We start from the raw sequence: 25,471 nt of genomic DNA, 5'->3' as shown, positions 1-25,471 counted from the left end.
GGTCCGCCCGTCGGCGTGCGCGACGTGCTCGCGCGGTGGCGCCGGCGAGGTTCCCGGGAATTCATCCGGCTCAGGTGTTGGTGTCCACGGACGGCGGCGTCTGGCAGAAAGTCTCGATTTCCTCCTGGAGTTCGCGCACCCGCGTCTCGCGCACGCGCATGGGCCGGCGAAGACGCCCGTGCACCAGCATGACGAGGGAGCGCAGTCCGTCGACGCGCCAGGACGGTTCGATGCGCAGCACGGGGCGCAGTGCCTCGGTGGTCGCGTCGATCTCGTCCAGGTTCGCGTAGGCGAGCGCGATGGACACCCGGGCGATCATCTCGTCGGTGCTCGAATAACGTTCGGGTGTGATCGCGGCGTACATGCCGAGCGCGGTCTCGCCGCATTCGATCGCGCGGCGTTCGGCGCCGGGGATGAAGACCCGGGTCAGTGCCTCGTAGGCGCTTTGTTCGGCCGGGTCGAAGGCGAGCAGGCCGCCGATCTCGTCCAGTTCGTCGCGGCGGCCCAACTTGCGCGCGTCGGCCGCCTCGCGCAGTGCCGCCGAGGCGGCGAGGGCGTCGCCGAGGGTGGCCTGGGTGAGGGCGACCAGGGAGTGCAGCCAGACCGATGCGGTACCCACCCCCATGTCCCGTACGGAGGCGCCCAGTCGGGCGTAGCGCAGTGCCTCGTGGACCCAGCCGGCGCGGTAGGCGATCAGCGACTGTACGCCGCGCAGCCAGACCTCGGCGCTGGGGTCGCGCGCCTCCACGACCGCGTCGAGCAGTCCGGCCTGGGCCATCGCCAGTGCCTCGCGCGTGTCGCCGAGGTCGTGCAGGGCCCATGCGGACACACCGCGCGCCAGCGCCTTGGTCAGCGGGTCCACGCGCGAGTCGTCGGGGTCGCCCGGTGCCCGCAGGGTGGTGGCGTGTCGCCGGACGGCGACCAGTTCCTCGTGGATGCTCGGCAGGGCGGTGTGCGGGTACACCGCCGCGAGCCGCCGGATCGCCGCGGCCGTCCGGGCCGGGGACGGGAACTCGATCGTGTCCCTGGGCCCGCCGAGAACGTCGACCTTGTTCGTGAGTTTCATGCGTCGTCTCTCCGCCGATGCGAGATCGTGCCTGGCGGTTGCCAGGATCCCGGCGCGCGGGGGACGCGCAAAGGTCGCCACGGTTACCCGTTCTCGGTAAACCGAAAGGTAACCGCATGGAATGCGGGACATTGCGGACCCGGGCCGCCGGGTCGCCCCCGGCGGGCGCCGCCCCGGGGGTGCCGACGGATGGTAATACGCCGGAAACATCGATGCCGTGAATCGGCCGCCGGGAAATATCGGAACCCAAGAGTTCGACGTCGAACTGTTGCGCCGTTCGAGGTCCTGTCGCTGTTCGTCGAACGCTGTCCTATGTATGCTCCGATTCTGTTCCGCTCGGTTCCGCCCCGTTTCATTCCGGCCGAGGTCGCCGTCGACGGCGCCGAAGGCATTCGATCGCGCCCCCGTGGATCGGCGCCGTAACCGGATTTCCACTGCGCGTCACCGTCGTGTCGCGTAAGAGCCGATTCTGATATCGAGGAGCCTTTCGTGGCAATTGACGTCGCAGCCGATCAACCCGTCGTCCTCGTCGAGATCTCGGCCGATCACTCCGTGCGCGTGGCCGGCGAGGTGGTCGCCGTGGCCCCGGGCGGCGATCCGCGAGGGGCCGCGCTCGCGGTGGTCGCCGAGCGGGCGCGACTGCTCGGGCAGCCGGTGCGAGTACACGCCCGGGAGCCGGACGGCACGATCTTCCCGTTGGACGTCTACGCGGATCGCTCGATCGCCGAGGCGGGAGCACCGATCCCGCCCATGCGTCGTCGCGGCATGTTCGGCCTGCGTCGACCCGGATCCTCCTCGGCGGCCGAGCCGACCGAAACCGAGGTCGCGCCGCCGCCGACGGTGGCGCCGTCGGCGCCGACCGGGGCCGGGACCGACGTGGCGCCCCCCTCGTGGACCCCGCCGCGGTCGGCCGCGAACGCACATCCGCCGGCCCCCGCGCCGCACCCCTTCGGCGCCGGCGTACCGACACCCGGCGCCGAACAGCGCCGACTGCTCGACCTGATCCGGTCGGCGATGGGCACCGGGGACCACGCCGGCGCGTTGACGCTGGCCGCCGAGTTGGACTCCCGCACGGGCACGACGGCGGCCGGGCCGGCGGAGCGCTTGGCCGCGCGCGAGGTCTACGGATACGTGGCGCTGGCCACCGGGCACCCCGAGGTGGCGGTGCGGTTGTACGCCGAGGCGGCCACACTCGGTGACGGCGGGGCCGGGGATGCGCCGGCCCGGATGGCCGCCAACGCGCACTTTTGCTGGCTGCGCGTGACCGACCCGGTCGCGGCGGACGCGGCGGGCGCGTTGGTGCTGCACGCGTACGCCGTCGGCGGGGTCACGGACTCTCCGGGGGCGCGCGCGGCACGGCGGCGACTGACGGCGGCGCGGGCCGGCTCCTGAGCGGCCGACCGGGCCCGATCATGGGCCCGGTGGGCGGGGTCGGAGGTGGGCAAGCGGGCGCGGCGGCGGCGGGTTTCCACTGCCGCCGACGCGCGGCCCCTCGGCCCAGAGGCGGTGCAGGTCGTCGGGGATCAGCGGGCTGCGGTAGGCCGCGCGCACCACCTCGTGGGCCACCGGGCCGCCCTCCTCGATCAGTCGGACGAACCAGTCGAATCCGGCGGGATACGCCCACAGGTAGGAACGCAGGAGCGGGTTGGCCCCCCGGTCGCCGATCAGGTCCGCGATCTGCTGGTCGTCCCAGAACGGCACCCGCGCGCGGGCGTGCGCCGCACACGCGCCGACGCCGACGCCCCGATTGATCGCCAAGTGCAGTTCGCTGCGCACCAGTTGCAGATAGTGGTCCAGCCGTACACGGGCGATCAGCACGTCGTCGTCGGGTGCCACGAGCAGCGGCATCGCCTGGGCCAGGCCCTCCAGGACCACCTGGGTGGGCCCGTGTACGGACAACACCCGCACCCACGGCACGTCCTCGCCGCCGCAGCGGTCCGCGAAGCTCGCCGCCTGGAGGCCGTGGCCGAGCACCTCGTGCAGGGCGAACTGCCGGGTGCCGGCCCGGGTGAAGCGGGCGTTGCGCGGATTGAGCCGCAGCCGCACGTTCAGCCCGGCGCCGTCGAGCCAGTAGGCCCAGTAGGCGTCGACGTCGACACATTCGATGCTCAGCTCGTACGCCGCGTGCGCGCCGGTGAGCGCACGGACGGCCGGCTCGTACGCGGCGGCGGCCGCCCGGATCCCGGCGGACACCTCCTCGGGGGCCACCGGCTCCTCCAGGACGCACAGATCCCGATCAGTGGCCCCGTGCCAGCCGATGCCCAGCTTGTCCAGGAGCCGCTGGGCCAGCAGGCCGCGTTCGCCGACGTAGTCGGCCGACCAGCCCGCGACCGCGCATCCCTGGGTGGCCCGCACATACGGACCGAGCGCGGGCCGTTCGCCCAACTGCGTTCCCAGATACGCGAGATCGGCGGCCAGCCGGCCGGCCAGGCCGGGCACCTCGGCCACCTCCGGCGCCGCCGCGAGCGCGCTCAGCCGCGCGTACACCTCCAGCCGGCTGCCCGCGGCCGGCACCGGATCGGCCGGCGGAAGGAAGTCGAATTCGATGATCGCGGCACCGCCCCGCTCGATCTCGAAGCGGTGCCAGGCGCGGATCGCCGCCTCGACCTCGTCACGCACTGTCATGAACCACATCCCAACGCAGCGTCACGTATTCGTTGGCCACCAGGTCCTGCCTGGAGAGCGTCACGTGCAGTCGGTCCTCGTCGAGGCTCCAGCGGGTGTGCTGGGTGATCGAGTTCTCCGAGCCGTCCGGATGTTCCTCGACCGCGCCGCACCCGCGGAACTCGGCGACGCCGTGGTGGGTCACGCTCAGGGAGAACTGCCGCGTGGGCCGCGCGATGGCCTGGTGCCAGTACGTCGCATCCACGAACAACCCTCCCTCGCACACGTATTCGATGACGGTAGTCTCCCCGGGCGGCACCGGGGGTGAGATCTGGCAGGCGAACTTGGTCAGCCCGGTGGTGTCGTACAGCCGCTGGATCGCGATCTGTCGGTCGCAGGCGTCGGTGGGGGTGATGGTGAGTCGGCCGCGGGTGCGCTCGAACCACAACTCGCGGACCATCCGGGTGAGCGGGCGGCCGGTCAGGTTGAGCACCACCTGGCGGTAGGTCAGCCGCACGTGCCCGTCCCGGTCCACCACGATGTCCACGTCGAGCGAGAGTTCGACCGCGTCGCCGAACGGGTGCGGCGCGTGCGGGGACGTGTCCCGGGAGGTCGGCTCCCAGTAGTCGGCCACGCCGCGCTGCCCGGGCTCGCGGCGGTCGGTGTCGGCGCTGCGCGGTGCGGGGGGCCGGGTCCCGGGCGCGACCGGGTCGGGCGCCTGCGCGGGCACGTCCTCCTCCCACGGCTGCGGGGCCAGACCCAGCATCTCCCCGGGAATGCGCAGGCCCTGGGAAACACGCTCGACCACGTGCTGTTGGCGGACCTGGGCCCTTCCCTTGACGTAATCGGCGACGCGGCTCGGCGTCATCTCGCACAGCCGCGCCAATTTGCTCAGAGTAAATCCGAGGTCTTCCTGGGCGAGCCGGAATATGGCCCCCAGATCGCGGTCGGCGCAGGCCCTGATCATGGCCGGGGTGGCCAACAACGCGGTAGGCAGCGGGTTTCGGTCTTCAATTTTCGACATTCTGAGCCCCCGTGACTGAGCCGACCCTACGCGGCCCACGTAGTTACCGGTGAATTTACCAGTCCTAGGTAACGTCCTCGACCTTATGTCGATTCCCGCTCCGATACACAATCTACAAACCGGCGTTCAATCGAACGCGGTCCGTGACATTCGAATGTCCCAAACGATCGGCGGACGCAATGCGGGACGGGCAAATGGGGCCGACGGGTACGTATCACCGGCGCCCGATTCTCCCGCCCACGGGCAGCCGCGCCGCTGCCCACGGCCCGGTCGCCGGGTCGCCGATCCGGGACCCGTCCGTCGCGTCGGTGCGCCCGCCGCGCCGCGACGACGGGCGCACCGTATCCCCCGTGAACCGTACCCGCGACGTGAAAAGCCAGGAGATCATGTCCGCATCGACAGACTTTCGACCCGTCCTGGTCGAGCGGAAGCAGGGCGGCCCCGGGTCCGCGCCCGCGATACCGCGCCCCCGGCCGACCGATGCCGGCCCCCACCGACGTGTGCTCTACCGCGGTACCGACCCGGCCGCGGTGCATGCGGCGGTCGCGTCCCGCCTGGGCCCGCACCGCCTGCGCGTGCCCGGCGGTCGGATCAACGCCACCTTCCGGGCCCTGCACGAGGGCATCGTCACGATCCACGAACTCGCCTACGGCGCTCGGGCCGACGTGTACCTCGACGGCAGCTCGCCGGACTACCTGATTCCCATCCGCCACCGCGGTTGGGGCCGGGTGCTGATCGACGGCACGGAGAACACGCTCTCCCCCTGTGTCCTGGGCCCCGACCGCCCGTCGCGCCTGTCCTGGGAGCCCGACACGTCCGTGGTGCTCCTGCGCATCCCCGGCGAGGTGATGCAGCGCGCGATGGGCAACGGCGTGGTCCGCTCGCCCTGGGGTTCCCGCGAGTTGGGGCCCTACCTGGACGCCGGCGACCTCGGCGTGCGGCAGTGGCTCTCCCTGGCCCGAGACTTCGCCACGATGGTCGACTCCGGCGGCGGCCACCTGGTCGGTTCGCGCACGGCGACCCGGCACTTCGAGCAGGTCCTCGTACACGGCCTGCTCTCCTGCGCGCCCGCCCACGGCGCCGGTCCGCTGCGGACCGGCTCGGGGGCGGACGAGCCGAACGGGCTGCGCCGGGCGTTGGCGTACTGCGCCGAACACGCCGGGGAGCCGATCTCGGTCGGCGCCGTGGCCGCGGCGGCCGGGATGAGCGTGCGCACCCTCCAGGAGAAGTTCCGCGTGCACCTGGGCGTGACCCCCGTCGGCCACCTGCGCCGGGTGCGCCTGGCGGGCGCGCACGCCGACCTGATCAACGTGGCCGAGGGCAGGTCCCGGGACACCGTGACCGACATCGCCCTGCGCTGGGGCTTCGGCCACCTCGGGCGCTTCGGGTCGATGTACCGCGAAACCTATGGGCAGTTGCCGTCGTACACCCTGCGGCACGGGGCCGCCGAGGACAAGGTGTCGCGCGCCGCGGGATGAGGCGGGCACGATCCGGCGGTCGGCGGCGTCGCCGGCCGCCGGATCACCACGACGGCAGCGGCACCGTGGCCCGGAAGTGCTCGCGGGCATCGGCGGTGCGCCCGTTGCCGTATACGCGCAACACCTCGGCCAGGCCCGGATGCTCCGCCGCGAGCAGTTCGGCCGCGGCCTCGATCTCGGCGGCCGAGGCCGCCGCCCGCAACACGGCCTGCACCGAGACGACCGGATCGGCGGCCGGCCCGGTCAGCACCTCCGGCCCGTTCAGGCGCAACGCCGTACGAGTACTGGGCTGATGCGACCTGATCCGCTCCAGCGCACCGGCCCGCTCGGCGTCCGGCAGGCGCTCGAAGTCGGTGGAGGCGACCAGCGCCTCGATCTCCTGGAGCCGCGACAACACGGCCGGATTGCCGATCTTGGCCCGCTGCCCGGACATCAGTTGGGAGAGCATCGGCGCGGACAGGCCCAGCACGGCGGCGAGTTCCAACTGCGACGCGCCCAGGCGTCCCAGGAGCCGGCGGAAGCGATTCTGCAACGGCTCGCCGTACCACTGGGTTTGCCGCGCGCGGTTGCGCGCGATGGCTTCCTCGTCCCCCGGTGCCTTCGTCATCGTCGCATGATGCCCCTCGAACGACCCGTTTGCAATTGCAATTTCGGGGTCGGTGACGGGCCCTCACGTGGCCTTCGGCACAGGGTAGGGATCGGGGCCGGCTCCGACTCGGGTCACCGGATCCCGAGTGGGGTCCAGCGAAACGTCCCGTCGTCGCCGTAGGTACAGCGCACCCACGCGCCCGAGGTGGTGCGCGCCTCGGTCGACACCTCGTAGAAGGCGCACGGGGCACCACCCGCGACGGGCGTCGAGGGGCCGGTGCCGCGCGGGGACGGGGCCGATCGGTTGCCGGGGGACACGGCCTCCGTCACGGCGGCGTCCGTCATCTGCGGCGTCGGCTCCGGGACGGGCGGCTCGGCCGAGTCGTTGCCGACGGTCAACCACGCCGTGGTCGCCGCCATGGCGAGCAGCCCGCCCAGGAGCAGCCACCCGCGCCGCCGCACGACACGTGTCGACGGGCGTGGATCCCCGGCCTGCGGCGAGAGAGGCGGGAAGGGGCCGGAAGACGTGCCGGGAAGGCCGGGGTCGCGGCTTGGCGGCGTGGCGGGGGTCGGTGTGGGTGGGGGCGTCGGTGCGGGCGTGGGCGCGGTTGCGGGCGCGGAAGTGACGCCGGACGTGGGTCCGTAGACAGGTGGCGGCGTGGGTCCGGGCAGCGGCACGAATCGCAGCGCGGCGCTCCCCCGGGCTCCGGGGCCACCGTCGATCCGGATCTCCGGGTCGCGCGGCATGCCCCGCAGGACCGGACCCACCGGGGCGTACTCGGGCAGCGGACCGAGCACGTCGAAGACCTCGATCGGCTCCCCGTCGGCGGTGAACGCCGGTACCACCGAACTCCGTTGCCCGGCACCGCCCTCGATTTCGCGCAACCGGGCCCGCGCCCCCGCGGCGCTCTCGGGCCGCTCGTGCGGGTCGGCGGCGGTCAACGCGGCCACCAGGTCCCACAGCGGACCGACCTCGGTCGGCAAGGTCGGCGGCTCGTCGGTCGGGTCCTCGTGGCCGGTGAGCAGTTGCCACGCCAGCACGCCCAGCGCGTACAAGTCGCGCCGCACGTCGGGCGCCGCACCGAGTGAGGCCTCGGGCGGCAGGTAGCCCGGGGTGCCCACCACGTGCCCGGACTCGGTCAGTCTCGGTCCCTCCCGGGGCAGCGCCAGACCGAAGTCGCCCAGCAGACAGCGGGGCATGTCGTGTCCGGTCACGTCGAGCAGCACGTTCGCCGGTTTGACGTCGCGATGCAGGAGGCCGACCGTGTGTACGTGATCCAACGCGTCGAGGAGTTGGCCGAGAATCGCCGCCGCGTACGCCTCCGGCAGGGCGCCGTAGTCGCGGATCAGCGACTCCAGCGATCCGCCCGCGAACAGCTCCATCGCGATCAGAACATCACCGTCGGCCACCCACGTGTAAGGCGACGCGACGTGCCGGTGCTCCAACCGGAAGCCCTGTTCGCGCACCACGCGCAGCAGTAGACCCGCGTCGGTCGGACGCACCAGCTTCGCGGCACAGTAGCCGTCCAACCGATGGTCGAACGCCCGCCATACCGAGCCGGACATTCCGGTCCCGACCGGGTCGACGAGGGTGAAACGGCCGGCGAGCGGTGAGGGCACGGCGTCACCCTAGCGCAGGGGTTGCGACCTCCCTTCACCCCGTTACCGGTCGGTAGTCGACGATGTGTGGACGCAATCCGGATCGTTGCCCCGCGTGATCGGGACAACCCGGTTTCGAAGTCGCGCGCCGGGGGGTGTCGGACCCCGTTCAGGGCTACTTCGGACTACCCGTCGGACAGGCGGGAGCGCAGTGCGCGCATACGGTCGCGGACCGCCTCGCGCCCGGGGGCGTCGGGCACGGTCTCGTAGGCCCGCAGTACGGTCGAGCCGAGGTCGTACGCGGACTCCGGCTCGACGACGCGCAACCACGAGAAGTGCGCGTTCCGGGCCATCCGGGCGGTCTCCTCGGGCAGATCGAGCCAGGCCGGGGCGGCATCGGCGTACAACTCCACCGCGAGTCCGGGCCGGTCCGTCATCAGCGCCACGTACGCGTGCACCTCACGTGCGGCGGGCACGGCCCGATGGTCGGTCCCCGCCTCGACGGCCGCGTCGAGGGCGGCGGCCAGCGTGATCGCCCGCTCGCTGTCGCCGGCTTGGAGCAGCCGAGCTATCTCGGCGACGGCGCGGGCCTGTTCGATGGTCGGTCCGGGCGGGGAGGCGGGGGCCGGCGCGGGCGCCGGCGTTGGCGGTACGGAGGGCTCCGCCGCGAACGAGAACACCTGCGGCTCATCGTCCACCGACGCCGGCGCGGCACGCCGGGCCGGGGGCTGCCAGGAGGGCACGTCGGGAAGGGGGTCGACCACCTCCTGAGCCGGCGGGGCGACGGCGTGCACGAACGAGGTCTGCTCGGGGGCGGGCTCGGCGGGGACTGCGGGCGCGGAAGCCGCTGCGAGAGTGGGCGTCGGGGCCGGGGCGGGCGCCCAGGCGGGCGCGGGCACGTCGGGCGAAGCCCCATCGGGGACCGAACCCGGAACCGAGACCGAAGGTGCGCCCGACCCGAAGTCGACCCCCGCCCCGATCTGTCGACCCGCCGTCGAAGCGGGCGCGGGCGCGGCCGTCTGAGCGGGCGCGGGCGCGGCTGTCGGCGCGGGCGCGGGCGTCTGAGCAGGCGCGGGCGCGGGCGTCTGAGCAGGCGCGGGCATCGGCGCGGGCGCGGGCTCCGCCGCTGCCGGTGTCGGCGCACTCGCCGCTGGTGTCGGCTCCACCTTCGGCAGCGCGAACCCACCTGTCGGCGGCACGAGTTCCTCCGGCGCCATGGGTATGGGCGTCAGTCCGGTGCCCCGCCCGGCCGAGACACCCCGCTTCGTCGGTTCGGGACCGCCGAACATCCCCGTCGCCCCGCCCGATCCAGCGGCCTCCCGAGCGGGCGCAGCCGCGGCCTCCGAGCCCCGCTTGCGTCGGCCCGGCCGCGAGCGCCGTTTCTGGGGCGGGGAAACCGGATCGTCCGCCGCCGCCACCTCACCATCCTCGGCGACGATGAGCGGAAACAGGGTGCCGTCCGGCTCGATTGCGTCGGCTCGCACCGGACGACCCAGAAGACGCGCCGTCGCCGAAGCGGCCTCCAACGCGGTCGCGCGCGGGTCGGCACCCGCCGGCACCGGAACCTCGGTCCCGTCCACCCGGACCCTGCCGTCCGTCGACAGTTCGATGCGGACGACGGGCCACGCGGGCACCGCGGAAGGGTCGGTCACGAGGGCTCCTTCGGTCGGGCGAAGTGCGGCGCGGCGCGGCGCGGACGGACGACTCGACCACGGTCCGGCGGGACCGAGCCGGGCGCCGCGGACGCGGCGTCGACATCGACTTCGGCTTCGATTTCGGTCAGGGCTTCGATTCCGGTTTCCTCGTCGCGCCCTTCGGCGGCGTCGCCCCGGACGCACCGGGCCCACCCGCCGCGCACACCGGTCCGCCCGGGGCCACCTTCATCCCGGGTGCTCCGCCGACCAGGGTCACCACGACCACACACGAGTCGGCGTTCACCGGACTCCCCGAGAGCAGGGCGTCCATCGTGTCCCGAGCCGGGAAGGCGGTCTTCTGGTAGGCACCGGACGGACTTTGCGCGATGGCCAGGTATCCCGCGATCCCTTCGGTGCGCGTGGGCGCCTGCCAGGTCACCCGGATCCCGCCCTCGACGGCGCGTCTGGTCACCTGCTGTGGCTGATAAACGGCCAGGAGTTCGCCGGCGAGCGGGCTCGCGGTGTTCGGGGCCGACGCCGGCGCCGGAACCGAACCGGACGCCTCCGAGCCGGGCGCCCCCGAGGTGCCCGGCCCGGAAGACGTCGACCGCGCGGGTGACGCCGCCACGTCGGCGGAGTCGTCACCACCGGTCAACAAAACGGTGGCGACGACGGCGCCGGCGACCAGGAGCAACGCCGCGAGCACGAGCCTCCCCCGAGACCCCCACTCCTGGTCGACGAACTCCCGGCTATGGCGGCCCCGTTCGTCCGGAGCCACGGGTCGGCCGTACCCGAACGGCCGGTCTGTCCCCGCCGCTGTTCCCGGTGCGAGCGGGATCGGCGGCGGCGCGAACGCCCGTCGGGACGTGCGATCCGACCTCCGGACGCGCACGGTGTCCCCCTGGATGGCATGGCGAATGAACGGGTCGAACACCCGCGTCGACGCCCGGGGCCACGGCCGAATATCGGCCCGACGCCCCACGATCCCGGTGGAACCCATGGGGAGTCTAGAAACCGCCCGGCGCGGCCGATAGGCCGAAACGCGCGCGGCAACCCACCCCCCGCACGCGATTCGGCTGACCCCCGGCCTCCGGCCCCGGCCGCCGCGCCTCCCTACCGCCGCACCCGACCCCGCCCCGTCACAGGCGACAGCTGATCTCCATCCCGTCCTCGACCGGGAAGCTCACGCTCTCGTAGCCGTTGCCCGAGTCACGTACGTAGTCCAGGTACGGCTGCATCGAGCTCTGGTCGATGTCGTCGGCCACCACGAGCGTGCCCGGCCGCAGGCGCGGCTCCAGCAGGCGCAGCACCGGCAGGCACAGGTCCTTCCAGCCGTCGAGCAGTACGAAGTCGGCGGGTGCGTCCAGTGCGGCGAGGGTGTCGAGGGCATCTCCCTCCAGCACGGTGATCAGGTCGTCGACGCCGGTCTCGGCGAACGTGCCGCGGGCGGCGGCGATCTTCTCCTTGCTGAGTTCCGTGGTGAACACGCGTCCGGTGCCGTTGTCCCGCAGGGCCGCGGCCAGGTGCAGCGTGGAGATCCCGAACGACATGCCGAACTCGACCACCGTGGTCGGACGCGTGGCCCGGACCAGGTTGTAGAGCAGCACCCCGCCCGCGGCGGAGATCGGCATGTGGATCCCCGCCGCGGCGTCGGCCTTGTCGTGGGCCGACATCGAGGCGTAGCCGGCGGGAAGTGTCGCGGCGATGGCGTCGTCGCGCTCGGCCAGGGCGAACATCCGGTCGAGGGCGGTGCGGATGCGGGGGTCGGCAAGCGTGTGAGTGAATGTCATGTCGGCTAGCGTAGACGCAACGTCGCGTCTACGCTAGCCGCTTTTTCCGGATGCAATACCCTCGACCCGAGGAGGCGAGATGACATCGAGGACACCGGGCGCCGACGCCCGCACCACCCCCACCGTCGGCGGATCGGACGCTCCCGGCGGATCGGCTCGACAGCACCACGGCAACCGACACGGGCGCAGCGAACAGGCCCGCCTGGCGGTGATCGAGGCGGCCGACGACCTGCTCGTCGAGAAGGGCTTCGCCGGCGTCACGATGGAGGGCATCGCCGCCCGCGCCGGGGTGGCCAAGCAGACCATCTACCGGTGGTGGAGCACCAAGACCGACGTACTGATGGACGCCTTCCTCGAGGACGCCGCCGAGGACCTGACGGTGCCCGACTCCGGAGACCTCGCCCGTGACCTGCGCGACTACCTGCGCCGGCTCGCGCACTTCCTCGCGAAGTCCGACTCCGGCGCCGTCTTCCGCGCGCTGATCGCCCAGGCCCAGCACGATCCGGCGTTCGGCCGCGACTTCCGCGCCAAGTGGCTCGACCCGCAACGCCGACGCGACCGCCTCGCCCTGGAACGCGCCATCGCCGACGGCCGGTTGCCCGCCGACCTCGACATCGCCGGCGAGACCGACCGACTGGTGGGCCCGCTCTACTACCGGGTCCTGATCACCGACGAGCCGGTCGACGCCCCCTACACCGACGCCCTCGTCGAAGCCTTCCTCGATCGCCACGCCCGCCCGGCAGCCCCCTGACCGACCCGGACCGACCCGGACCGGATCGGGCGTCCCACCCCGCGCGGTTCAGCCCATCCGCTCGACCGAACCCGCTCGCGCCGCGTAGTCCCGGAGCGTGAGCGCGCTCGCGGCCTCGTCCGTCCCGTCGCCGCTCGCCCACGGCAGGCGCGGCAGGTGCCGCATCCACGGCAACATGCGCGTGGTGCGATCGCGCACCCACACCGCGGTCCGGCTCCCGGGCAGGATCGCCGGCGTGTTGTCGAGCGCGAGGCGTTGGCACCGCTCGACGTAGTCGGCCATCTCGTGCCGGTAGCGGGCGAACGCCGGGCGGTACTCGCCGCCCGCGCTCGCGAGTTCGCCGGCCAGCACGTACGCGCCGACCAGGGCGAGGCTGGTACCCATGCCGGAAAGCGGCGCGGGACAGTGCGCCGCGTCGCCGGCCAGCACGACGCGACCCTTCGACCAGCGCGGCATGTGTACCTGACTCGCCGCGTCGAGGTGGAAGTCCGGTACGTCCCACATGGCGTCCAACAGCGCGGGTACGACCCAGCCCGCGCCCCGGAAGCGGTCGGCGACGAACTCCCGGCCGGCCACCGGGTCGTGCCGGTCGAACTCCGGGGGCGGCGCGTCGAAGAAGAACATCGCCCGAGCCTCGCCGTCGACGCCGATCGGGTACAGCCCCGCCGTCCGCGCCCCGCCGCGAACCGGGTCGCTGTACAGCTTCCACCAGCCGTCGAGCGGCACGGGGCTGCGCGTGGCGAAGATCGCGAGGTGTGAGCCGAGCGGCCGCACGTACGACGCTTCCGGGCCGAAGACGGCGGCCCGCACCCCGGAATGCAGCCCGTCGGCGCCCACGACCAGATCGAACCTGCGATCGGCGCCGCCGACGAAGTGCGCCGTGACGCCGTCGTCGTCCTGGTCGAGGCCGATCACGCCGTCGCCGAAGACGTATTCGGCGTCCGCGCGGGTGGCTTCGTGCAGGATGCGCACCAGGTCGCCGCGGGTGATCTCGATCTCGGCGACCGCGCCGCCGGAGTGGCCGAGCAGGTCGACCGGCACGGTGGCGGTACTGCGCCCGGCGGCGTCGACGAAGGCCAGGCCACGTGCCCCGGTGTGGGCACGGCGGATCTCGGCGGCCAGACCCATCCGCTCGACGACCTCCCGGGCGACGCCCCGGATGTCCACGGCCTGCCCACCCAGCCGCAGCGCCGGCGCCCGCTCGGCGACGGTGACGTCGAACCCGTATCGATGCAGCCAGTAGGCGAGCGCGGGCCCGGCCACACTCGCACCGACGACGAGCACGTTGCGGTTCTCCATGATTACTCCTCGTTCTCTTCCCGAACGCGACTTGAACGGTGTTCATGTAGAACACTGTTCAGGTTAGGTAGGGTGGCGGTACGTGTCAACACGGTGACGAAGGGATCGACAGGGTGCGCCTACACCGCTCGGACGTGCTCGCGGGGGCCATGGCCATGCTCGAAACGGACGGCCTCGACAAGCTGACGATGCGTCGGCTCGCCGGTGTGCTCAGCGTGCAACCGAGCGCCCTCTACTGGCACTTCGCGCACAAGCAGGCGCTGCTGGACGCGATGTCCGAGCGGCTGATGGAAGGCGTCGGCGACGTCGATCCCGGCCGACCGGGCCTGGATCGGCTCGCGGAGTTGGCCTGGCGACTGCGCACCGCGCTGATGTCCCACCGCGACGGCGCCCGGGTCGTCTCCGGCACCTACGTGCGCGAACCGAACACGCTGCGGGTCGGCCAGGTCGCCATCCAGGCGGTCATCGCCGCCGGGGCGCCGCGCGAGGAGGCCGCCCTGGCCGCGTTCTCCGTGCTCCACTTCGTGTTCGGCCACACCATCGAGGAGCAGGCGCGGGACGAACTCGTCGCCCGGGGCGCCTGGGAGGAACACACCGTCGACATCGACGCGCACGAATACCCCGACGTCGGCCCCGCACTCGACGCCCTGACGGCCACCGACTCCGCGGAGCGTTTCCGCTACGGCGTACGACTGATCCTCGACGGCCTTGCCGCCCGAATCGGTAGCACGACGGGTGCAACAGGGGTGTAGCCGGGACGAATTCGGGTCCGCCGACAATGTCCCGAACAAGCGCAAATCGGTGTATTGACCATCCGGCAAACCCGGCGGACTCTGCTGGGTATCCGGGTGTGCCGCCACGGCGGCGGGCGGCGCCGCGCTGTCCCCTTCGCTCCTCGCTCCCCCGCTCTCCGCTTCTCGCTCTCCGCTCTCCGCTCTCCGTGGTTCACCCTCACCGGCAGGCGGCAACGCGCCGTGTCGCGTTGCAGAAAGGCGGGATGGGCCACATGCCGAATCTCCGGAGCGTTCACGGCACGGTTCTCACCGACTCGACCCCCGCCCACTCGATCCCCGACCCGTCGATCCCCACGCCGCGCGCAGGGGATCCCGCGCCGGCGCCGATCCCGCAACCGCTCCCCCGGCCCGCGCCGCGCCCGATTCCGGTACCGGTGCCGCCGATTCCCGGTCACCGTTTCCGGATCTTCAAGCAGGACCCGACGGTCGCCGACCCGGCCGTGCGCTCGGTCTTCATACCCACGGTCGTGCTCAACGGCCCCACCGACGCCCGCGTCTCGACCGAGCTTCCCGGGGTGACCCCGGTCGCCAGAAACACCACCGGCGACTTCGAATTCGAGCCGGGCACCGCCGAGTTCGACTGCGCGCACGCGTTCGCGGTGGTGCACGAGACCGTGTCGATGTACGAGCGGCACAACGACGGCGCGCCCATCCCGTTCGCCTGGAACGTCGGCGGCAACATCGACCGGCTGACCGTCTTCCCCCGAGCCGGATCCGGGGCCAACGCCTTCTACAGCCGGGCGGCCAAGGCGCTGAAGTTCCTGTTCTTCACACCCCAGGGCGGCACTTCGCCGGTCTTCACGTGCCGGTCCCTGGACATCGTCGCGCACGAGACCGGGCACTCCATCCTCGACGGCCTCAAGCCCGGCTGGCTGAGCAGCGCCAACACCCCACAGACCGGCGGGCTGCACGAGTCCTTCGGCGACCTCACCGCGATCTTCCTGGCCCTGTCCCAGCCGGACCAGGCCGAGGCCCTGGTCGCACTCGCCAAGGCCGACCTGCACGCCCGCCAGTTCCTGTCCGCCCTCGCCGAACAGTTCGGCCGGGCCCTCGGACTCCCATTCGGACTACGCAACGCCGACAACGACCTCAAACTCGGCGAGGTCGGCATCGAAGTACACGCGATCTCGCAGGTGTTCACCGGCGGAATCTACGACACACTCGCCGACATCTACGCGTTCGAGCGCATCCGCCAGGCCCGAACCAAGGACCCCACGATCGTCCTGATCGAGGTCGCCGACCACCTCTGCAAACTCCTGTTCGACGCGATCGTGGCCGCACCCGCAACCGACGCGACCTACGCCGACGTGGTCAACCAGATGTTGCGCCTGTCCGCCGAACGCAACGACCCGGCCAACCACCGCACGTTCCTGCGCAACAGATTCGCCCTCCGCGAGGTCGTCGTCTCCCCAACCCCACTCGACGCGGTACTGGAGGGCCGCCTCAACCTGACCGACCCCGACTACACGGGCGACGGCACCCACGAGGTGACGAGGGTCGACCCGGCAAACCAAAACTCCCCGAGCCTACGCGCGGACCAGGACCGATCCACCTGCTGCGGCACCATGCAAATGCCCGAATTCCACCACATCGACCCAGACACCTTGGCCACCGGCGGCCCCCTGAGCGACCAGGACATCCTGTCCCACGAACTAGCCAACCTCCGCAGGGCGTTCAACAAATAGCCCACCCCCACAGCCGAGCAGGCTGCCGGGAACCCGGCCGGCAGCAGGGAGCGGGAGGGTGGTCGGTTCGAGTGCTTCCGGCGTGCGTTGCGCTTGTGGTTGCGGCCGGCCGGTCCGGGGCTGGTCAGAGTCGGCGATGAGCCGCCGCCGGCGTGCGGGGCTCCAAGCCCCCAAACTCCCGACGAGACGGGCGTGTTGGTCGGCAAAAGACCGGCCGGCAGCAGGGGCGGGAGGGTGGTCGGGTCGAGTTCCCTGCGGTGCCTTTCCGAGTGGGTCGAGTGCTTCCGGCAGGCGCTGCGCTTCGGGTTGCGTGGTACCCGGTCCGGGGTTGGCCAGAGTCGGTGGTGGGCCGCCGCCGGCGTGCGGGGCTCCAAGCCCCCAAGCTCCCGACGAGACGGGTGAATTGGTCGGCGAAGAACCGGCCGGCAGCGGGAACGGGAGGGAGCTCGGGTCGAGTTCCCTGAGTGGCCTTCCCGAGTGGGTCGGCTGGTGTCGGCGAGAGCTGCGCCTTGGGCGGCGGCGGTGCCGGTGCAGCGAGGGCTGTGGGGTCGAGTTCGCCGGGGAGCCTTCCCGAGTGTGGGTTGGCGGCGGTTTGGGGGCGTTTGGAGAGGAGCTGGGGTCGAAACCGGATCGCGTTGGGCGGTCGTGGGCTTCGAGCTTCGCTGAACTGCGGTTTTGTGGTGTCGAGGCGGAAAGTCGGGCGCCGAGTGCCGGTTTCGTGCGCTCAACCCCCTCAACACCGGCGTTGAGACCAAAACTGCCCAGTCGAAGCTGAGTTCGCGTGCCGCAACCTCACAAAAGCCGTCGAGAAGACCGAAAGTGCCCAGTGAGAGCCAAAACCGGATCCCGAGGCGCTCCAGTAGGCATCCCTTCACACTGACCTGCGGTTTTCTCTCCCACCGAGGCTCCAGCACCTCACGCCGTCCGGTTCTGTGAACCCTCGCCACCCACGCGCCCACAACCCGCCGAGAACTCCCGACCCACCAGGGAAGGCTCCACGAAAAACTCGACCCGACCACCCACCCTGCCCCCCGCTGCCGGCCGGCTTTTCGCCGACCAACACGCCCGTCTCGTCAGGAGCTTCGCGCCTCGGAGCCCCGCACGCCGGCGGCGGCCCACCATCGACTCTGACCACCCGCGCACCAGCCACCCGCAACCAAAAGCGCAACGCGCGCCGGGAACGCCCAACCCACTCGGGAAGGCCCCTGCCGAAGGACCGACCCGCCCCGACCCGAATGGTGGCGGCGCAGCGGCGCGGTGCGGGCTCGGCCCCATGTCCTTTCACCGGTCCGTGAGTTGCTCCACGCGGTTGTGGAGGTGGGCGACGTAGGCTTCCGACTCCGGCTTCATCAGTACGCTGCGGAGGATTCGGGCGCCGTCCGCGTCGGCGGTGAGTTTGGGGTGGCGCGTGGTCAGACGGCCCGCGTCTATTCGGAGTGTGCTCAGGAAGATCGGGTCGTCGCTGTCGCGCATGCCCTCGTGCAGGACGCGGGCGGCGGCCTCGTCGATTCGGGCGAGGGTGTACGGCGAGGTGATCGGGAAGTAGCTCACGATGTCCAACTCCGGGGGTTGGTACAGCTCCAGCCGGTCGGACCCGTCGATCAACTCCGCCCACCGCAACGCCGCACGTCGACCGGCCGCCAATGTCCGGCCCAGTCCTTCCCGGGTGGGCGGCAGCAGTTGAAAGGTCAGCCACAGCGCGGCGGCCGCCGCGCCGGCGCGTGAGCACTCCAGGCTGATCTCGCCGAGGTGCAACTCGTCGGAGGTGAAGTAGGTATAGGGCGAGTCGTGTAGGTAGAACCGGCCGACCGAGGGGTCCCGAAACAACACGGCACCGCACCCGTACGGCTGGAGGGCGTGCTTGTGCGGGTCCACCACGATCGAGTCGCACTCGGCGATCGCCCGCCACGGCGCGGGCGGCAGCCCCTCCGGGCCGTCCAGTCCGGCGAGCAGGGTGAAGAATCCCCCGTAGGCGGCGTCGACGTGGATCCGTATGCCGTACCGCTCGCGCAACTGCAACGCCTCGTGGATCGGTTCGACGGCGCCGAGGCCGGTGGTGCCGGCGGTGAGTACGACCGTGCCGACCCGTCCGGTCCGCAGCAGTTCCTCCAGCGCGTCGAGGTCCATGCGGCCGAGGTCGTCCACCGGTACGGAGTGTCCCTCCACGCCCAGCACGCCGCACATGCGCCCGTGGGTGTAGTGGGCCTCGGTGCTGTACGCGATGCCCTTCCCGGGATGGAGTTCGCGCGCCACGAAGAGTGCTTCGAGGTTGGCGATCGTCCCGCTGGTGGTGAGGTGCCCGAGGTGGGTGTCGTAGCCGAACATGTCGGCGAGCCGCTGTACGACCTCGCGTTCCATCTCGGCGGTCGCGGGTCCCCCGTCCAGGGCGTGGTTGTTGGGGTTGATCAGCATCGCGGCGAGGTAGCCCACGACCGCCGCCGGATGCGGCGGCTTGAGCATCTGGCCGGCGTAACGCGGATGGAAGAAGGGGTAGTTGTCCGTCAGCCGCTCGGTGAACGTGGCGAAGACCTCGGCGAATCGTTCGTCGTCCACGTCCAGGGCCGGATGGCCCCGGTAGGACCCGAACCCCGCCGCCCAGTGCTCGTTGGATGTCACGGCGGCCTCGAGCCAGTGGCGCAGATCCATACCGCTCTCCTTGGCGTTCGTTCTCCTCCGAGGATTGTTTGGCGCCAAACAAGCTAGGCCGCGCACAAAAGGCCGGTCAAGACTCGAGACACCCGACATACGCGCACACCCCCGTGATGACGATCCGATTTTTCGGGCGCGTTGCCGGGGCTTTCGGGGCGGGTGTCGCAATAGTGGGGTCGTTCGGCCCATTTCCACCCGGGAGAGAACGACCATGCCCCACCCCGAAGCCCCGAAGCCACCGGCCCCGACCCCGACCCCGGCCCCGGCCCCGGCCCCGGCCCCATCACACCCCGTACGCCAACTGCGTCTCGTCGTCGAGGCCGAGGACTTCGACGCCGCGCTCGCCTTCTACCGTGACGCCCTCGGCCTGCCCGAGGAGGCGGCCTATTCCGGGGACGGCGGGGCCCGTGTCGCGATCCTCGACGCCGGTCGGGCCACGTTGGAGATCGCGAACCCGCAGCAGAAGCGGATGATCGACGACGTCGAGGTCGGCCGCCAGGTCGCGCCCCGGATCCGAGTCGCCTTCGAGGTCACCGACGGCCGGGCCGTGACCGATCGCCTCGTCGACGCGGGCGCCACCCCGGTCGCACCCCCGACCATCACGCCATGGCAGTCCCTGAACTCCAGGCTCGACGCACCCGCCGACCTCCACATCACCGTCTTCCAGGAACTCTCGGACGGAAACCGCGAAAACACCGAACACACCGAAAACACCGAAACCGATACCCCCGCGCCGACGACCCCGCCCGACTCCTGACCCGCCCACGCCCCTCGCCCACGCCCACGCCCCCCCGCCACGCCACGCGCCCCGGTCCCGCCCCCACCCCCGCACCCGGCTCCAACCGATCCGCCCCATTCCTGCGGACTCGCGGACGGTGTTCGCCCTCGGGCGACAACCGGTTAACCGGAACGTGGCATTCGGGTCCCTCGACCGCGATTGGCTGCCTGTGGCCCGGTGCTCCCGACCGGGCCGAGCCATTGCGCGAGGCCGCGCCGCCGTGCTCCGATCGGTGGATCCTCGCATGCGTTGAGGAGCTGAAGTCCCCGTGTCACCACCCCGCATGGGCATGCGCCCGGCCCGCCCCCGCCCCGCGGCGGCCGCGCTCGCCCTGACCTCCCTGCTCGTGGCCGGCCTCACCGCCGCCGCCCCCGCCGCTCTGGCCGACGAGGCGCCGCAGACCGCCGCGAAGCCGCAGGCGGGCGGCGGCGGCGCCGACGGCCTCGTGCTCGACCGTCCCGGCGAGTCCGTCGTCACCCGCCGTGAGGTCACCCCGATCGCGCCCGGCCTGACCCGGACGTCCTTCGACCGCATCGGCCGGGCCGGCTGGATCCGCGGAAACGTTTTGGTCGCCGACCTCAACACCAAGGGCCTGAGCGTCGACTACCTGTCCTCGGGCAAGGTGACGACCCGGCAGACCGTGTCCGAACAGGCTCGCAACGCGGGCGCGGTGGCCGCCATCAACGGCGACTACTTCGACATGAACGCCTCCGAAGCCCCGCTCGGCGCCGGCGTCTCGCGCGACAAGGGCCTGATCCACGCGCCGATCGAGGGCTGGAACCAGGCCGTGACCGTCGGTACCGACGGACTGGCCCGGATGGCACAGGTGTTCCTGGAGGGCAGTGCCACACTGCCCGGCGGCCGAGAGGTGCCGCTGTCGGGCGTCAACACCTACGGCCTACCCGAGGGCGGCGTCGGCGTGTTCACCTCGGCGTGGGGCAACGCGTCCCTGGCGCACGTCGCGGGCGGCTCGGGCAACGTGGTCGAGGTCGAGATCCGCGAGGGCCGCGTCGTCGCCGTGCGCGACCGGCTCGGCGGCGGGCCGATCGCCGACGGCACGACACTGCTGGTCGGCCGCGACGGCGGCGCGGACCGGCTGCGCGAGCTGAAGGCCGGCGACCCGGTCGGCATCGGCTACAAGCCGCGCGCCTCCTTCGGCGAGGTCGCGGTCGCGGTCGGCGGCTACCAGGTCCTGGTCCGCGACGGGGTCGCGACCGAGTCCGGCGAGAACGACGGCAACGAGCCCAACGCCCGCACCGCCGTGGGCTTCTCCGCCGACGGCAGGCGTATGTACCTGGTCACCATCGACGGTCGCCAGGCCGACAGCCCGGGCATCAACCTGAGCAACCTGGCCGTGTTGATGCGGGACATGGGCGCGCACAACGCGCTCAACATGGACGGCGGCGGCTCCGCCGACATGGTCGCCCGGCTGCCCGGACAGGCGCAGTCCGGCGTGGTGAGCAGCCCGTCGGACAACGGCGGCGAACGGCCGGTGGCGAATGGCCTGGGCCTGTTCACCACCCCGGGCTCCGGCGAGACGCGCGGCTTCCGGCTGCGGCCGGTCCCGACGGTCGACACGGGCGTGCGGGTGTTCCCCGGGCTGCACCGGACCGTACGCGCGCTGCCGCACGACGAGTCGTTCGGCGCGGTCAAGGGCGCTGTGCCCAAGCCCAAGTGGTCGACGGACACGGCCGCGAAGCTGACCGTGGCCGGCAACGGCACCGAGGCGGTGGTGACCGGTCGCGCCCCCGGCCCGGCGTCGGTGACGATCAAGGCCAAGGGCGCCGAGGACGCGAAGTTGCCGCTGACCGTGCTCGGCGCACCCGTGCGCGTCACCGCCGGCGACGACCCGGTCGGCCTGGCCGCCCCCGGCGCCTTCGCGCACCTGGCGGTCACAGGCTACGACGCCACCGGCCACGCGGCGCCCGTCGAGGCCGCCGACGTCAAGGTCTCCGGCGGCGAGGGCATCGTCGAGGTCACCCCCGCCCCCGACGGCACGCTGAACCTCAAGGCGCTCGCCGACGGCCGCTCGGCCACCCTCAAGCTCACCGTCGGCACACTGGAGACCGCCGTCGCGGTCACCGTCGGCATGACCGAGAAGTCCTTCGCCGACTTCTCGAACGCCGCCGCCTGGAAGTCGGGCAACGACCGCGCCCCCGGCGGCTCGGTCGCCCCCGCGCCCGGGCCCGACGGCAAGCCGGGTCTGTCGCTGGCCTACGACTTCACCACGTCGACCGGCACGCGCGGCCAGTACGCCATCGCGCCCGAGGGCATCGTCCTGCCCGGTCAGCCGCGCGCGCTCACGATGTGGATCGAGGGCGACGGCAACGGCGCCTGGCCGCGCATCCAGTACCGGACGGCGGCGGGCGTGGTGTCCAACCTCGACGCTCCGATGGTCACCTGGAAGGGCTGGCAAAAGGTCGAGTTCCCGGTCCCGGCCGGGGTGCAATACCCGCTCACGTTCCAGCGGTTCCGGCTGATGGAGACCAACGCCGAGCGCCAGTACACCGGCCGGCTCGGCCTGAGCGACCTGCGGGTCCAGGTGCCGCCGGACGTACAACTGCCCAAGCAGCCGTACGTCAAGGACCCGGTGATCCTCACCAACGGCACCGTCGACGCCAAGCCGCTGCGCGTGGCGGTGATGTCCGACGCCCAGTTCGTGGCCCGCGACCCGAATAGCGACCGGGTGCGGGACGCGCGCCGCACGCTGCGCGAAGTGGCGGCGGCCAAGCCGGAGTTCATGGTGATCACCGGCGACTTCGTGGACGAGGCCGCACCCGAGGACTTCGCGCTCGCCCGCACCCTGCTCGACGAGTTCGACCAGTACACCAACCGCACCATCCCGTGGCACTACGTGCCGGGCAACCACGAGGTGATGGGCCCCGGGAACATCGCCAACTTCAAGGCCGCCTTCGGCGAGACCTCGAAGGTGTTCGACCACAAGGGCACCCGCTTCGTCACCGTGGACAGCTCCATGGGCACGCTGCGCGGCGGCGGCTTCGAGCAGGTCGCCGGGCTGCGCAAGGCGCTGGACGACGCGGCGAAGGATCCGAACATCACCGGCCTGCTGCTGTTCGACCACCACCCCACCAACGACCCCCTGCCGGACAAGGGCAGCCAACTCGGCGACCGCAAGGAAGCCCGGATGGTCGAGCAGTGGCTCGGCGCGTTCCGGGCGGACAGCGGCAAGTCGGCGGCGATGGTCAGCGGCCACGTCGGCGCGTTCCACGCCGCGAGCGTCGACGGCGTCCCGTACCTGATCAACGGCAACTCGAGCAAGGGCCCGGCCGCCGAGCCCGACCGCGGCGGCTTCGTCGGCTGGACCATGCTCGGCATCGATCCCGCCAGGGGCCGCGTCACCGACCCGTTCGCGGTGCCGACCGACGACGCCGCGTGGCTGCGCGCCGAGGTCAAGCCGCACGCGGAGTCGGTCGCTCTCAAGGCCCCGGCCACGCTCGGCGTGCTGAACACCCAACCGGTCACCACCACGATGGCCCAGGACGGCCGCACCGTCCCGGTCGCCTGGCCGGTCACCGCCCAGTGGGGCGGCACCGGCGTACACATCGGCTCGCCGGCCTCCGCCCCGCGCGGCACGATCGTGGCCTACGACCCGGCCTACGGCACCCTGACCGGTCTGCGCCCCGGCGTGGCCACACTCACCGTCACGGTCGGCGGCGTCAAGGCCGAACAGCCGGTCAAGGTCGGCGACGTCGACCCGGCCGCCTGCACCACCACGATCCGCGGCACCACCGCCAAGCCCCTGGCCGTCACGTCGGGCATCACCTGCCTGGACAACGCCACGGTCAAGGGCCCGATCCTGGTGCAGCCCGGAGCCGGCCTCATCGCCACCAACTCCACGGTCACCGGCCCGATTTCCTCCCGGGGCGCGACCGTCCTCGTGCTGGCCGACACCACCGTCGGCGGCCCGGTCGCGGCAAGCGGCAGCACCGGCCCGGTCATGCTCCTGTGGTCCGGGCTCGGCGGCCCGGCCGACCTGAGCCTCAACCGGGGCGTCACGGTAGTCGCCGGCAACACCGTCGCCGGCCCGCTGAGTTGCCGCCTCAACACCCCGCCGCCGACCAACGGCGGCATCCCCAACAAGGTCTCCGGACCGAAGTCCGACCAGTGCGGCGCGCTGTAACCCCCTGCCCGCCGCAGGCGCCGCAGCCGCCGCATCGGGCCACATAGGCCCACCTCGCACCCCGCGTCCCGCACGACCGCAACCAACGGTCTTGCGGGGCGCGGCCGTTCCGACGCACGCAGGCAATCCCACGCAAAGTCTTGACTGGTATAGACCACTGGTATTGAGTGAGCCCCGCACCATCCCGTCCAGGGGCCTCGAACGAGGCAGGCGCCGGTCCCGGCACGGCAGTCGAAGTACCCGCATCGGTACTTCCGTCGATCAGGCGCGGCGTGTTTCGCGCGCCGGGGAGTGGGCTTTCCATGGCGAGAAAACGAATCATCGGGTTCCTGTTGGCCATCGCGATCGTGGGCATGGGGGCGGCGGCGCTGCCCTTCGCCTCGACCGCCGCCGCCGCGAGTTGCGCGGCCGGATGGAACGCGTCGGCCGTCTACACGGGCGGCGCCACCGCCTCGTACAACGGCCACAACTGGGGCGCCAAGTGGTGGACCCAGGGCGAGACCCCCGGGGCCGCCGACGTATGGACGGACCAGGGCGCATGCGGAGGCGGCGGCACCACCGGAGGCTCCACGGGCGGGGCCACCGGCGGTACGACCGGCGGTGGCGGCACCTGTACCTACCCGGACTGGGTGGCCGGCCGGTCCTACGCGGTCGGTGACGTGGTGCGCTACACGAACGGCAACTACTACCGGGCCAAGAACGCCAACCCGGGCTACGACCCGGTGATCAGCACCTGGTACTGGGAGCCGTACGCGTGCGGCGGATCCACCACCGGATCGACGACCGGAAGCACCACCGGATCCACCACCGACGGCAGCACCGGCGGCAACGGCGGCAATCCCGGCGACTTCGTGGTGAGCCAGGCGCAGTTCGAGCGCATGTTCCCGAACCGGAACCCGTTCTACACCTACGCCGGCCTGACCGCCGCGCTCGGCTCCTACCCGGGCTTCGCCAAGACCGGCAGCGACACGGTGCGCAAGCAGGAGGCGGCGGCGTTCCTGGCCAACGTCAATCACGAGACCGGCGGCCTCGTCTACATCGTCGAGCAGAACACCGCCAACTACCCGCACTACTGCGACGCCGGTCGGCCCTACGGATGCCCCGCCGGCCAGGCCGCCTACTACGGACGCGGCCCGATCCAACTGAGCTGGAACTTCAACTACAAGGCGGCGGGTGACGCGCTGGGCATCGACCTGCTGAACAATCCCAACCTCGTCCAGAACGACCCGGCCGTCGCCTGGCGGACCGGCCTCTGGTACTGGAACACCCAGAACGGGCCGGGCACCATGACCCCGCACAACGCGATGGTCAACGGCGCGGGCTTCGGCGAGACCATCCGCAGCATCAACGGCTCGTTGGAATGCAACGGCGGCAATCCCGCGCAGGTGCAGAGCCGGATCAACAGCTACCAGTCGTTCGTGTCGATCCTGGGCACCACGCCCGGGAACAACCTGAGCTGCTGAGCCCGACGGGCGGGGGGGGGGGGGGCCGGCCCCCGCCCCCCCCCCCCCCCCCCCCCCCCCCCCCCCCAAAACCCCCCCCCCCACCCCCGCCCCCAACCCCCCCACCCCCCCCCCCCCCCCCCCCCCCC

General features: G+C 72.0%; 18 protein-coding genes. 8 read left to right on the top strand and 10 right to left on the bottom strand.

What is annotated here, in order from left to right; all coding sequences use genetic code 11:
- Nucleotides 1-70: 70 nt before the first annotated feature.
- Nucleotides 71-1,066, bottom strand: a complete 996-nt coding sequence (locus ACH4XV_RS28190; RefSeq protein ID WP_395794501.1) for a hypothetical protein — start codon at nucleotides 1,064-1,066, stop codon at nucleotides 71-73.
- Nucleotides 1,067-1,555: 489 nt separating this feature from the next.
- Between ACH4XV_RS28190 and ACH4XV_RS28185 the strand changes: the two genes are divergently transcribed.
- Nucleotides 1,556-2,458, top strand: coding sequence for a hypothetical protein (locus tag ACH4XV_RS28185; RefSeq protein WP_395794499.1), 903 nt, complete (start codon nucleotides 1,556-1,558; stop codon nucleotides 2,456-2,458).
- Nucleotides 2,459-2,476: 18 nt separating this feature from the next.
- Here ACH4XV_RS28185 and ACH4XV_RS28180 read toward each other — a convergent pair whose 3' ends face one another.
- Together ACH4XV_RS28180 and ACH4XV_RS28175 are read right to left on the bottom strand one after the other, a co-directional pair.
- Nucleotides 2,477-3,691, bottom strand: a complete 1,215-nt coding sequence (locus ACH4XV_RS28180; RefSeq protein WP_395794497.1) for a hypothetical protein — start codon at nucleotides 3,689-3,691, stop codon at nucleotides 2,477-2,479.
- On the bottom strand, nucleotides 3,678-4,694 hold the full coding sequence (locus ACH4XV_RS28175) for a helix-turn-helix domain-containing protein (RefSeq protein ID WP_395794496.1): 1,017 nt from the start codon (nucleotides 4,692-4,694) through the stop codon (nucleotides 3,678-3,680). Before ACH4XV_RS28175 ends, ACH4XV_RS28180 begins: the two co-directional genes overlap by 14 nt.
- A 386-nt stretch (nucleotides 4,695-5,080) precedes the next feature.
- On the opposite strand from ACH4XV_RS28175, the gene ACH4XV_RS28170 reads away from it, so the two are divergent.
- Nucleotides 5,081-6,172, top strand: coding sequence for an AraC family transcriptional regulator (locus ACH4XV_RS28170; protein WP_380008017.1), 1,092 nt, complete (start codon nucleotides 5,081-5,083; stop codon nucleotides 6,170-6,172).
- 43 nt (nucleotides 6,173-6,215) lie between these two features.
- On the opposite strand, the gene ACH4XV_RS28165 is transcribed toward ACH4XV_RS28170, so the two are convergent.
- The 5 genes from ACH4XV_RS28165 to ACH4XV_RS28145 all read right to left on the bottom strand — a co-directional run bounded on the left by ACH4XV_RS28165 (nucleotide 6,216) and on the right by ACH4XV_RS28145 (nucleotide 11,783).
- Nucleotides 6,216-6,779 carry a helix-turn-helix domain-containing protein gene (locus tag ACH4XV_RS28165; protein ID WP_395794494.1) on the bottom strand — a complete coding sequence of 188 codons (564 nt, stop codon included), beginning with the start codon at nucleotides 6,777-6,779 and terminating at the stop codon, nucleotides 6,216-6,218.
- Between the two features lie 113 nt (nucleotides 6,780-6,892).
- Nucleotides 6,893-8,380 carry a serine/threonine-protein kinase gene (locus tag ACH4XV_RS28160; RefSeq protein ID WP_395794492.1) on the bottom strand — a complete coding sequence of 496 codons (1,488 nt, stop codon included), beginning with the start codon at nucleotides 8,378-8,380 and terminating at the stop codon, nucleotides 6,893-6,895.
- A 164-nt stretch (nucleotides 8,381-8,544) separates the two neighbouring features.
- Nucleotides 8,545-9,258: a hypothetical protein gene (locus tag ACH4XV_RS28155; protein WP_395794490.1), complete on the bottom strand. Its 714-nt coding sequence runs from the start codon at nucleotides 9,256-9,258 to the stop codon at nucleotides 8,545-8,547.
- 880 nt (nucleotides 9,259-10,138) lie between these two features.
- On the bottom strand, nucleotides 10,139-10,771 hold the full coding sequence (locus ACH4XV_RS28150; protein WP_395794488.1) for a hypothetical protein: 633 nt from the start codon (nucleotides 10,769-10,771) through the stop codon (nucleotides 10,139-10,141).
- Between the two features lie 361 nt (nucleotides 10,772-11,132).
- Nucleotides 11,133-11,783 carry an O-methyltransferase gene (locus tag ACH4XV_RS28145; RefSeq protein ID WP_395794486.1) on the bottom strand — a complete coding sequence of 217 codons (651 nt, stop codon included), beginning with the start codon at nucleotides 11,781-11,783 and terminating at the stop codon, nucleotides 11,133-11,135.
- Between the two features lie 79 nt (nucleotides 11,784-11,862).
- Between ACH4XV_RS28145 and ACH4XV_RS28140 the strand changes: the two genes are divergently transcribed.
- Nucleotides 11,863-12,534, top strand: a complete 672-nt coding sequence (locus tag ACH4XV_RS28140) for a TetR/AcrR family transcriptional regulator (RefSeq protein ID WP_395794484.1) — start codon at nucleotides 11,863-11,865, stop codon at nucleotides 12,532-12,534.
- A 48-nt stretch (nucleotides 12,535-12,582) separates the two neighbouring features.
- Here the strand turns inward: ACH4XV_RS28140 and ACH4XV_RS28135 are convergent, their stop codons facing one another.
- Complete coding sequence (locus tag ACH4XV_RS28135; RefSeq protein WP_395794482.1) at nucleotides 12,583-13,833, bottom strand: FAD-dependent monooxygenase; 1,251 nt, start codon at nucleotides 13,831-13,833, stop codon at nucleotides 12,583-12,585.
- Between the two features lie 113 nt (nucleotides 13,834-13,946).
- On the opposite strand from ACH4XV_RS28135, the gene ACH4XV_RS28130 reads away from it, so the two are divergent.
- Both ACH4XV_RS28130 and ACH4XV_RS28125 read left to right on the top strand, forming a co-directional pair.
- Nucleotides 13,947-14,585, top strand: a complete 639-nt coding sequence (locus ACH4XV_RS28130) for a TetR/AcrR family transcriptional regulator C-terminal domain-containing protein (RefSeq protein ID WP_395794481.1) — start codon at nucleotides 13,947-13,949, stop codon at nucleotides 14,583-14,585.
- 254 nt (nucleotides 14,586-14,839) lie between these two features.
- Nucleotides 14,840-16,312 (top strand): hypothetical protein, encoded by a 1,473-nt coding sequence (locus ACH4XV_RS28125; protein ID WP_395794479.1) that lies wholly within the window; start codon nucleotides 14,840-14,842, stop codon nucleotides 16,310-16,312.
- Between the two features lie 1,281 nt (nucleotides 16,313-17,593).
- Here the strand turns inward: ACH4XV_RS28125 and ACH4XV_RS28120 are convergent.
- A complete protein-coding gene (locus ACH4XV_RS28120; RefSeq protein ID WP_395794477.1) occupies nucleotides 17,594-18,958 on the bottom strand; it encodes a pyridoxal phosphate-dependent decarboxylase family protein in 1,365 nt (454 codons plus the stop codon).
- Nucleotides 18,959-19,172: 214 nt separating this feature from the next.
- Between ACH4XV_RS28120 and ACH4XV_RS28115 the strand changes: the two genes are divergently transcribed.
- The 3 genes from ACH4XV_RS28115 (at nucleotide 19,173) to ACH4XV_RS28105 (ending at nucleotide 25,343) form a co-directional block, all read left to right on the top strand.
- Nucleotides 19,173-19,718 carry a VOC family protein gene (locus ACH4XV_RS28115; protein WP_395794475.1) on the top strand — a complete coding sequence of 182 codons (546 nt, stop codon included), beginning with the start codon at nucleotides 19,173-19,175 and terminating at the stop codon, nucleotides 19,716-19,718.
- A 289-nt stretch (nucleotides 19,719-20,007) separates the two neighbouring features.
- Nucleotides 20,008-23,880, top strand: coding sequence for a phosphodiester glycosidase family protein (locus ACH4XV_RS28110; RefSeq protein ID WP_395794473.1), 3,873 nt, complete (start codon nucleotides 20,008-20,010; stop codon nucleotides 23,878-23,880).
- Nucleotides 23,881-24,182: 302 nt separating this feature from the next.
- On the top strand, nucleotides 24,183-25,343 hold the full coding sequence (locus ACH4XV_RS28105; RefSeq protein WP_395794471.1) for a glycoside hydrolase family 19 protein: 1,161 nt from the start codon (nucleotides 24,183-24,185) through the stop codon (nucleotides 25,341-25,343).
- The last annotated feature ends 128 nt before the right edge of the window (nucleotides 25,344-25,471 follow it).

The sequence above is a fragment of the Embleya sp. NPDC020630 genome (assembly GCF_044334985.1).
Taxonomy (GTDB): domain Bacteria; phylum Actinomycetota; class Actinomycetes; order Streptomycetales; family Streptomycetaceae; genus Embleya.
This window is presented reverse-complemented; position numbering and strand designations above follow the sequence as displayed.

Excerpts from the sequence above, each read along its gene's own strand:
- ACH4XV_RS28125 (WP_395794479.1), top strand. The coding sequence starts at position 14,840 with ATGCCGAATCTCCGGAGCGTTCACGGCACGGTTCTCACCGACTCGACC.
- ACH4XV_RS28175 (WP_395794496.1), bottom strand. The coding sequence starts at position 4,694 with ATGTCGAAAATTGAAGACCGAAACCCGCTGCCTACCGCGTTGTTGGCC.
- ACH4XV_RS28165 (WP_395794494.1), bottom strand. The coding sequence starts at position 6,779 with ATGACGAAGGCACCGGGGGACGAGGAAGCCATCGCGCGCAACCGCGCG.
- ACH4XV_RS28105 (WP_395794471.1), top strand. The coding sequence starts at position 24,183 with ATGGCGAGAAAACGAATCATCGGGTTCCTGTTGGCCATCGCGATCGTG.
- ACH4XV_RS28115 (WP_395794475.1), top strand. The coding sequence starts at position 19,173 with ATGCCCCACCCCGAAGCCCCGAAGCCACCGGCCCCGACCCCGACCCCG.
- ACH4XV_RS28190 (WP_395794501.1), bottom strand. The coding sequence starts at position 1,066 with ATGAAACTCACGAACAAGGTCGACGTTCTCGGCGGGCCCAGGGACACG.
- ACH4XV_RS28135 (WP_395794482.1), bottom strand. The coding sequence starts at position 13,833 with ATGGAGAACCGCAACGTGCTCGTCGTCGGTGCGAGTGTGGCCGGGCCC.
- ACH4XV_RS28140 (WP_395794484.1), top strand. The coding sequence starts at position 11,863 with ATGACATCGAGGACACCGGGCGCCGACGCCCGCACCACCCCCACCGTC.
- ACH4XV_RS28170 (WP_380008017.1), top strand. The coding sequence starts at position 5,081 with ATGTCCGCATCGACAGACTTTCGACCCGTCCTGGTCGAGCGGAAGCAG.
- ACH4XV_RS28145 (WP_395794486.1), bottom strand. The coding sequence starts at position 11,783 with ATGACATTCACTCACACGCTTGCCGACCCCCGCATCCGCACCGCCCTC.
- ACH4XV_RS28180 (WP_395794497.1), bottom strand. The coding sequence starts at position 3,691 with ATGACAGTGCGTGACGAGGTCGAGGCGGCGATCCGCGCCTGGCACCGC.
- ACH4XV_RS28120 (WP_395794477.1), bottom strand. The coding sequence starts at position 18,958 with ATGGATCTGCGCCACTGGCTCGAGGCCGCCGTGACATCCAACGAGCAC.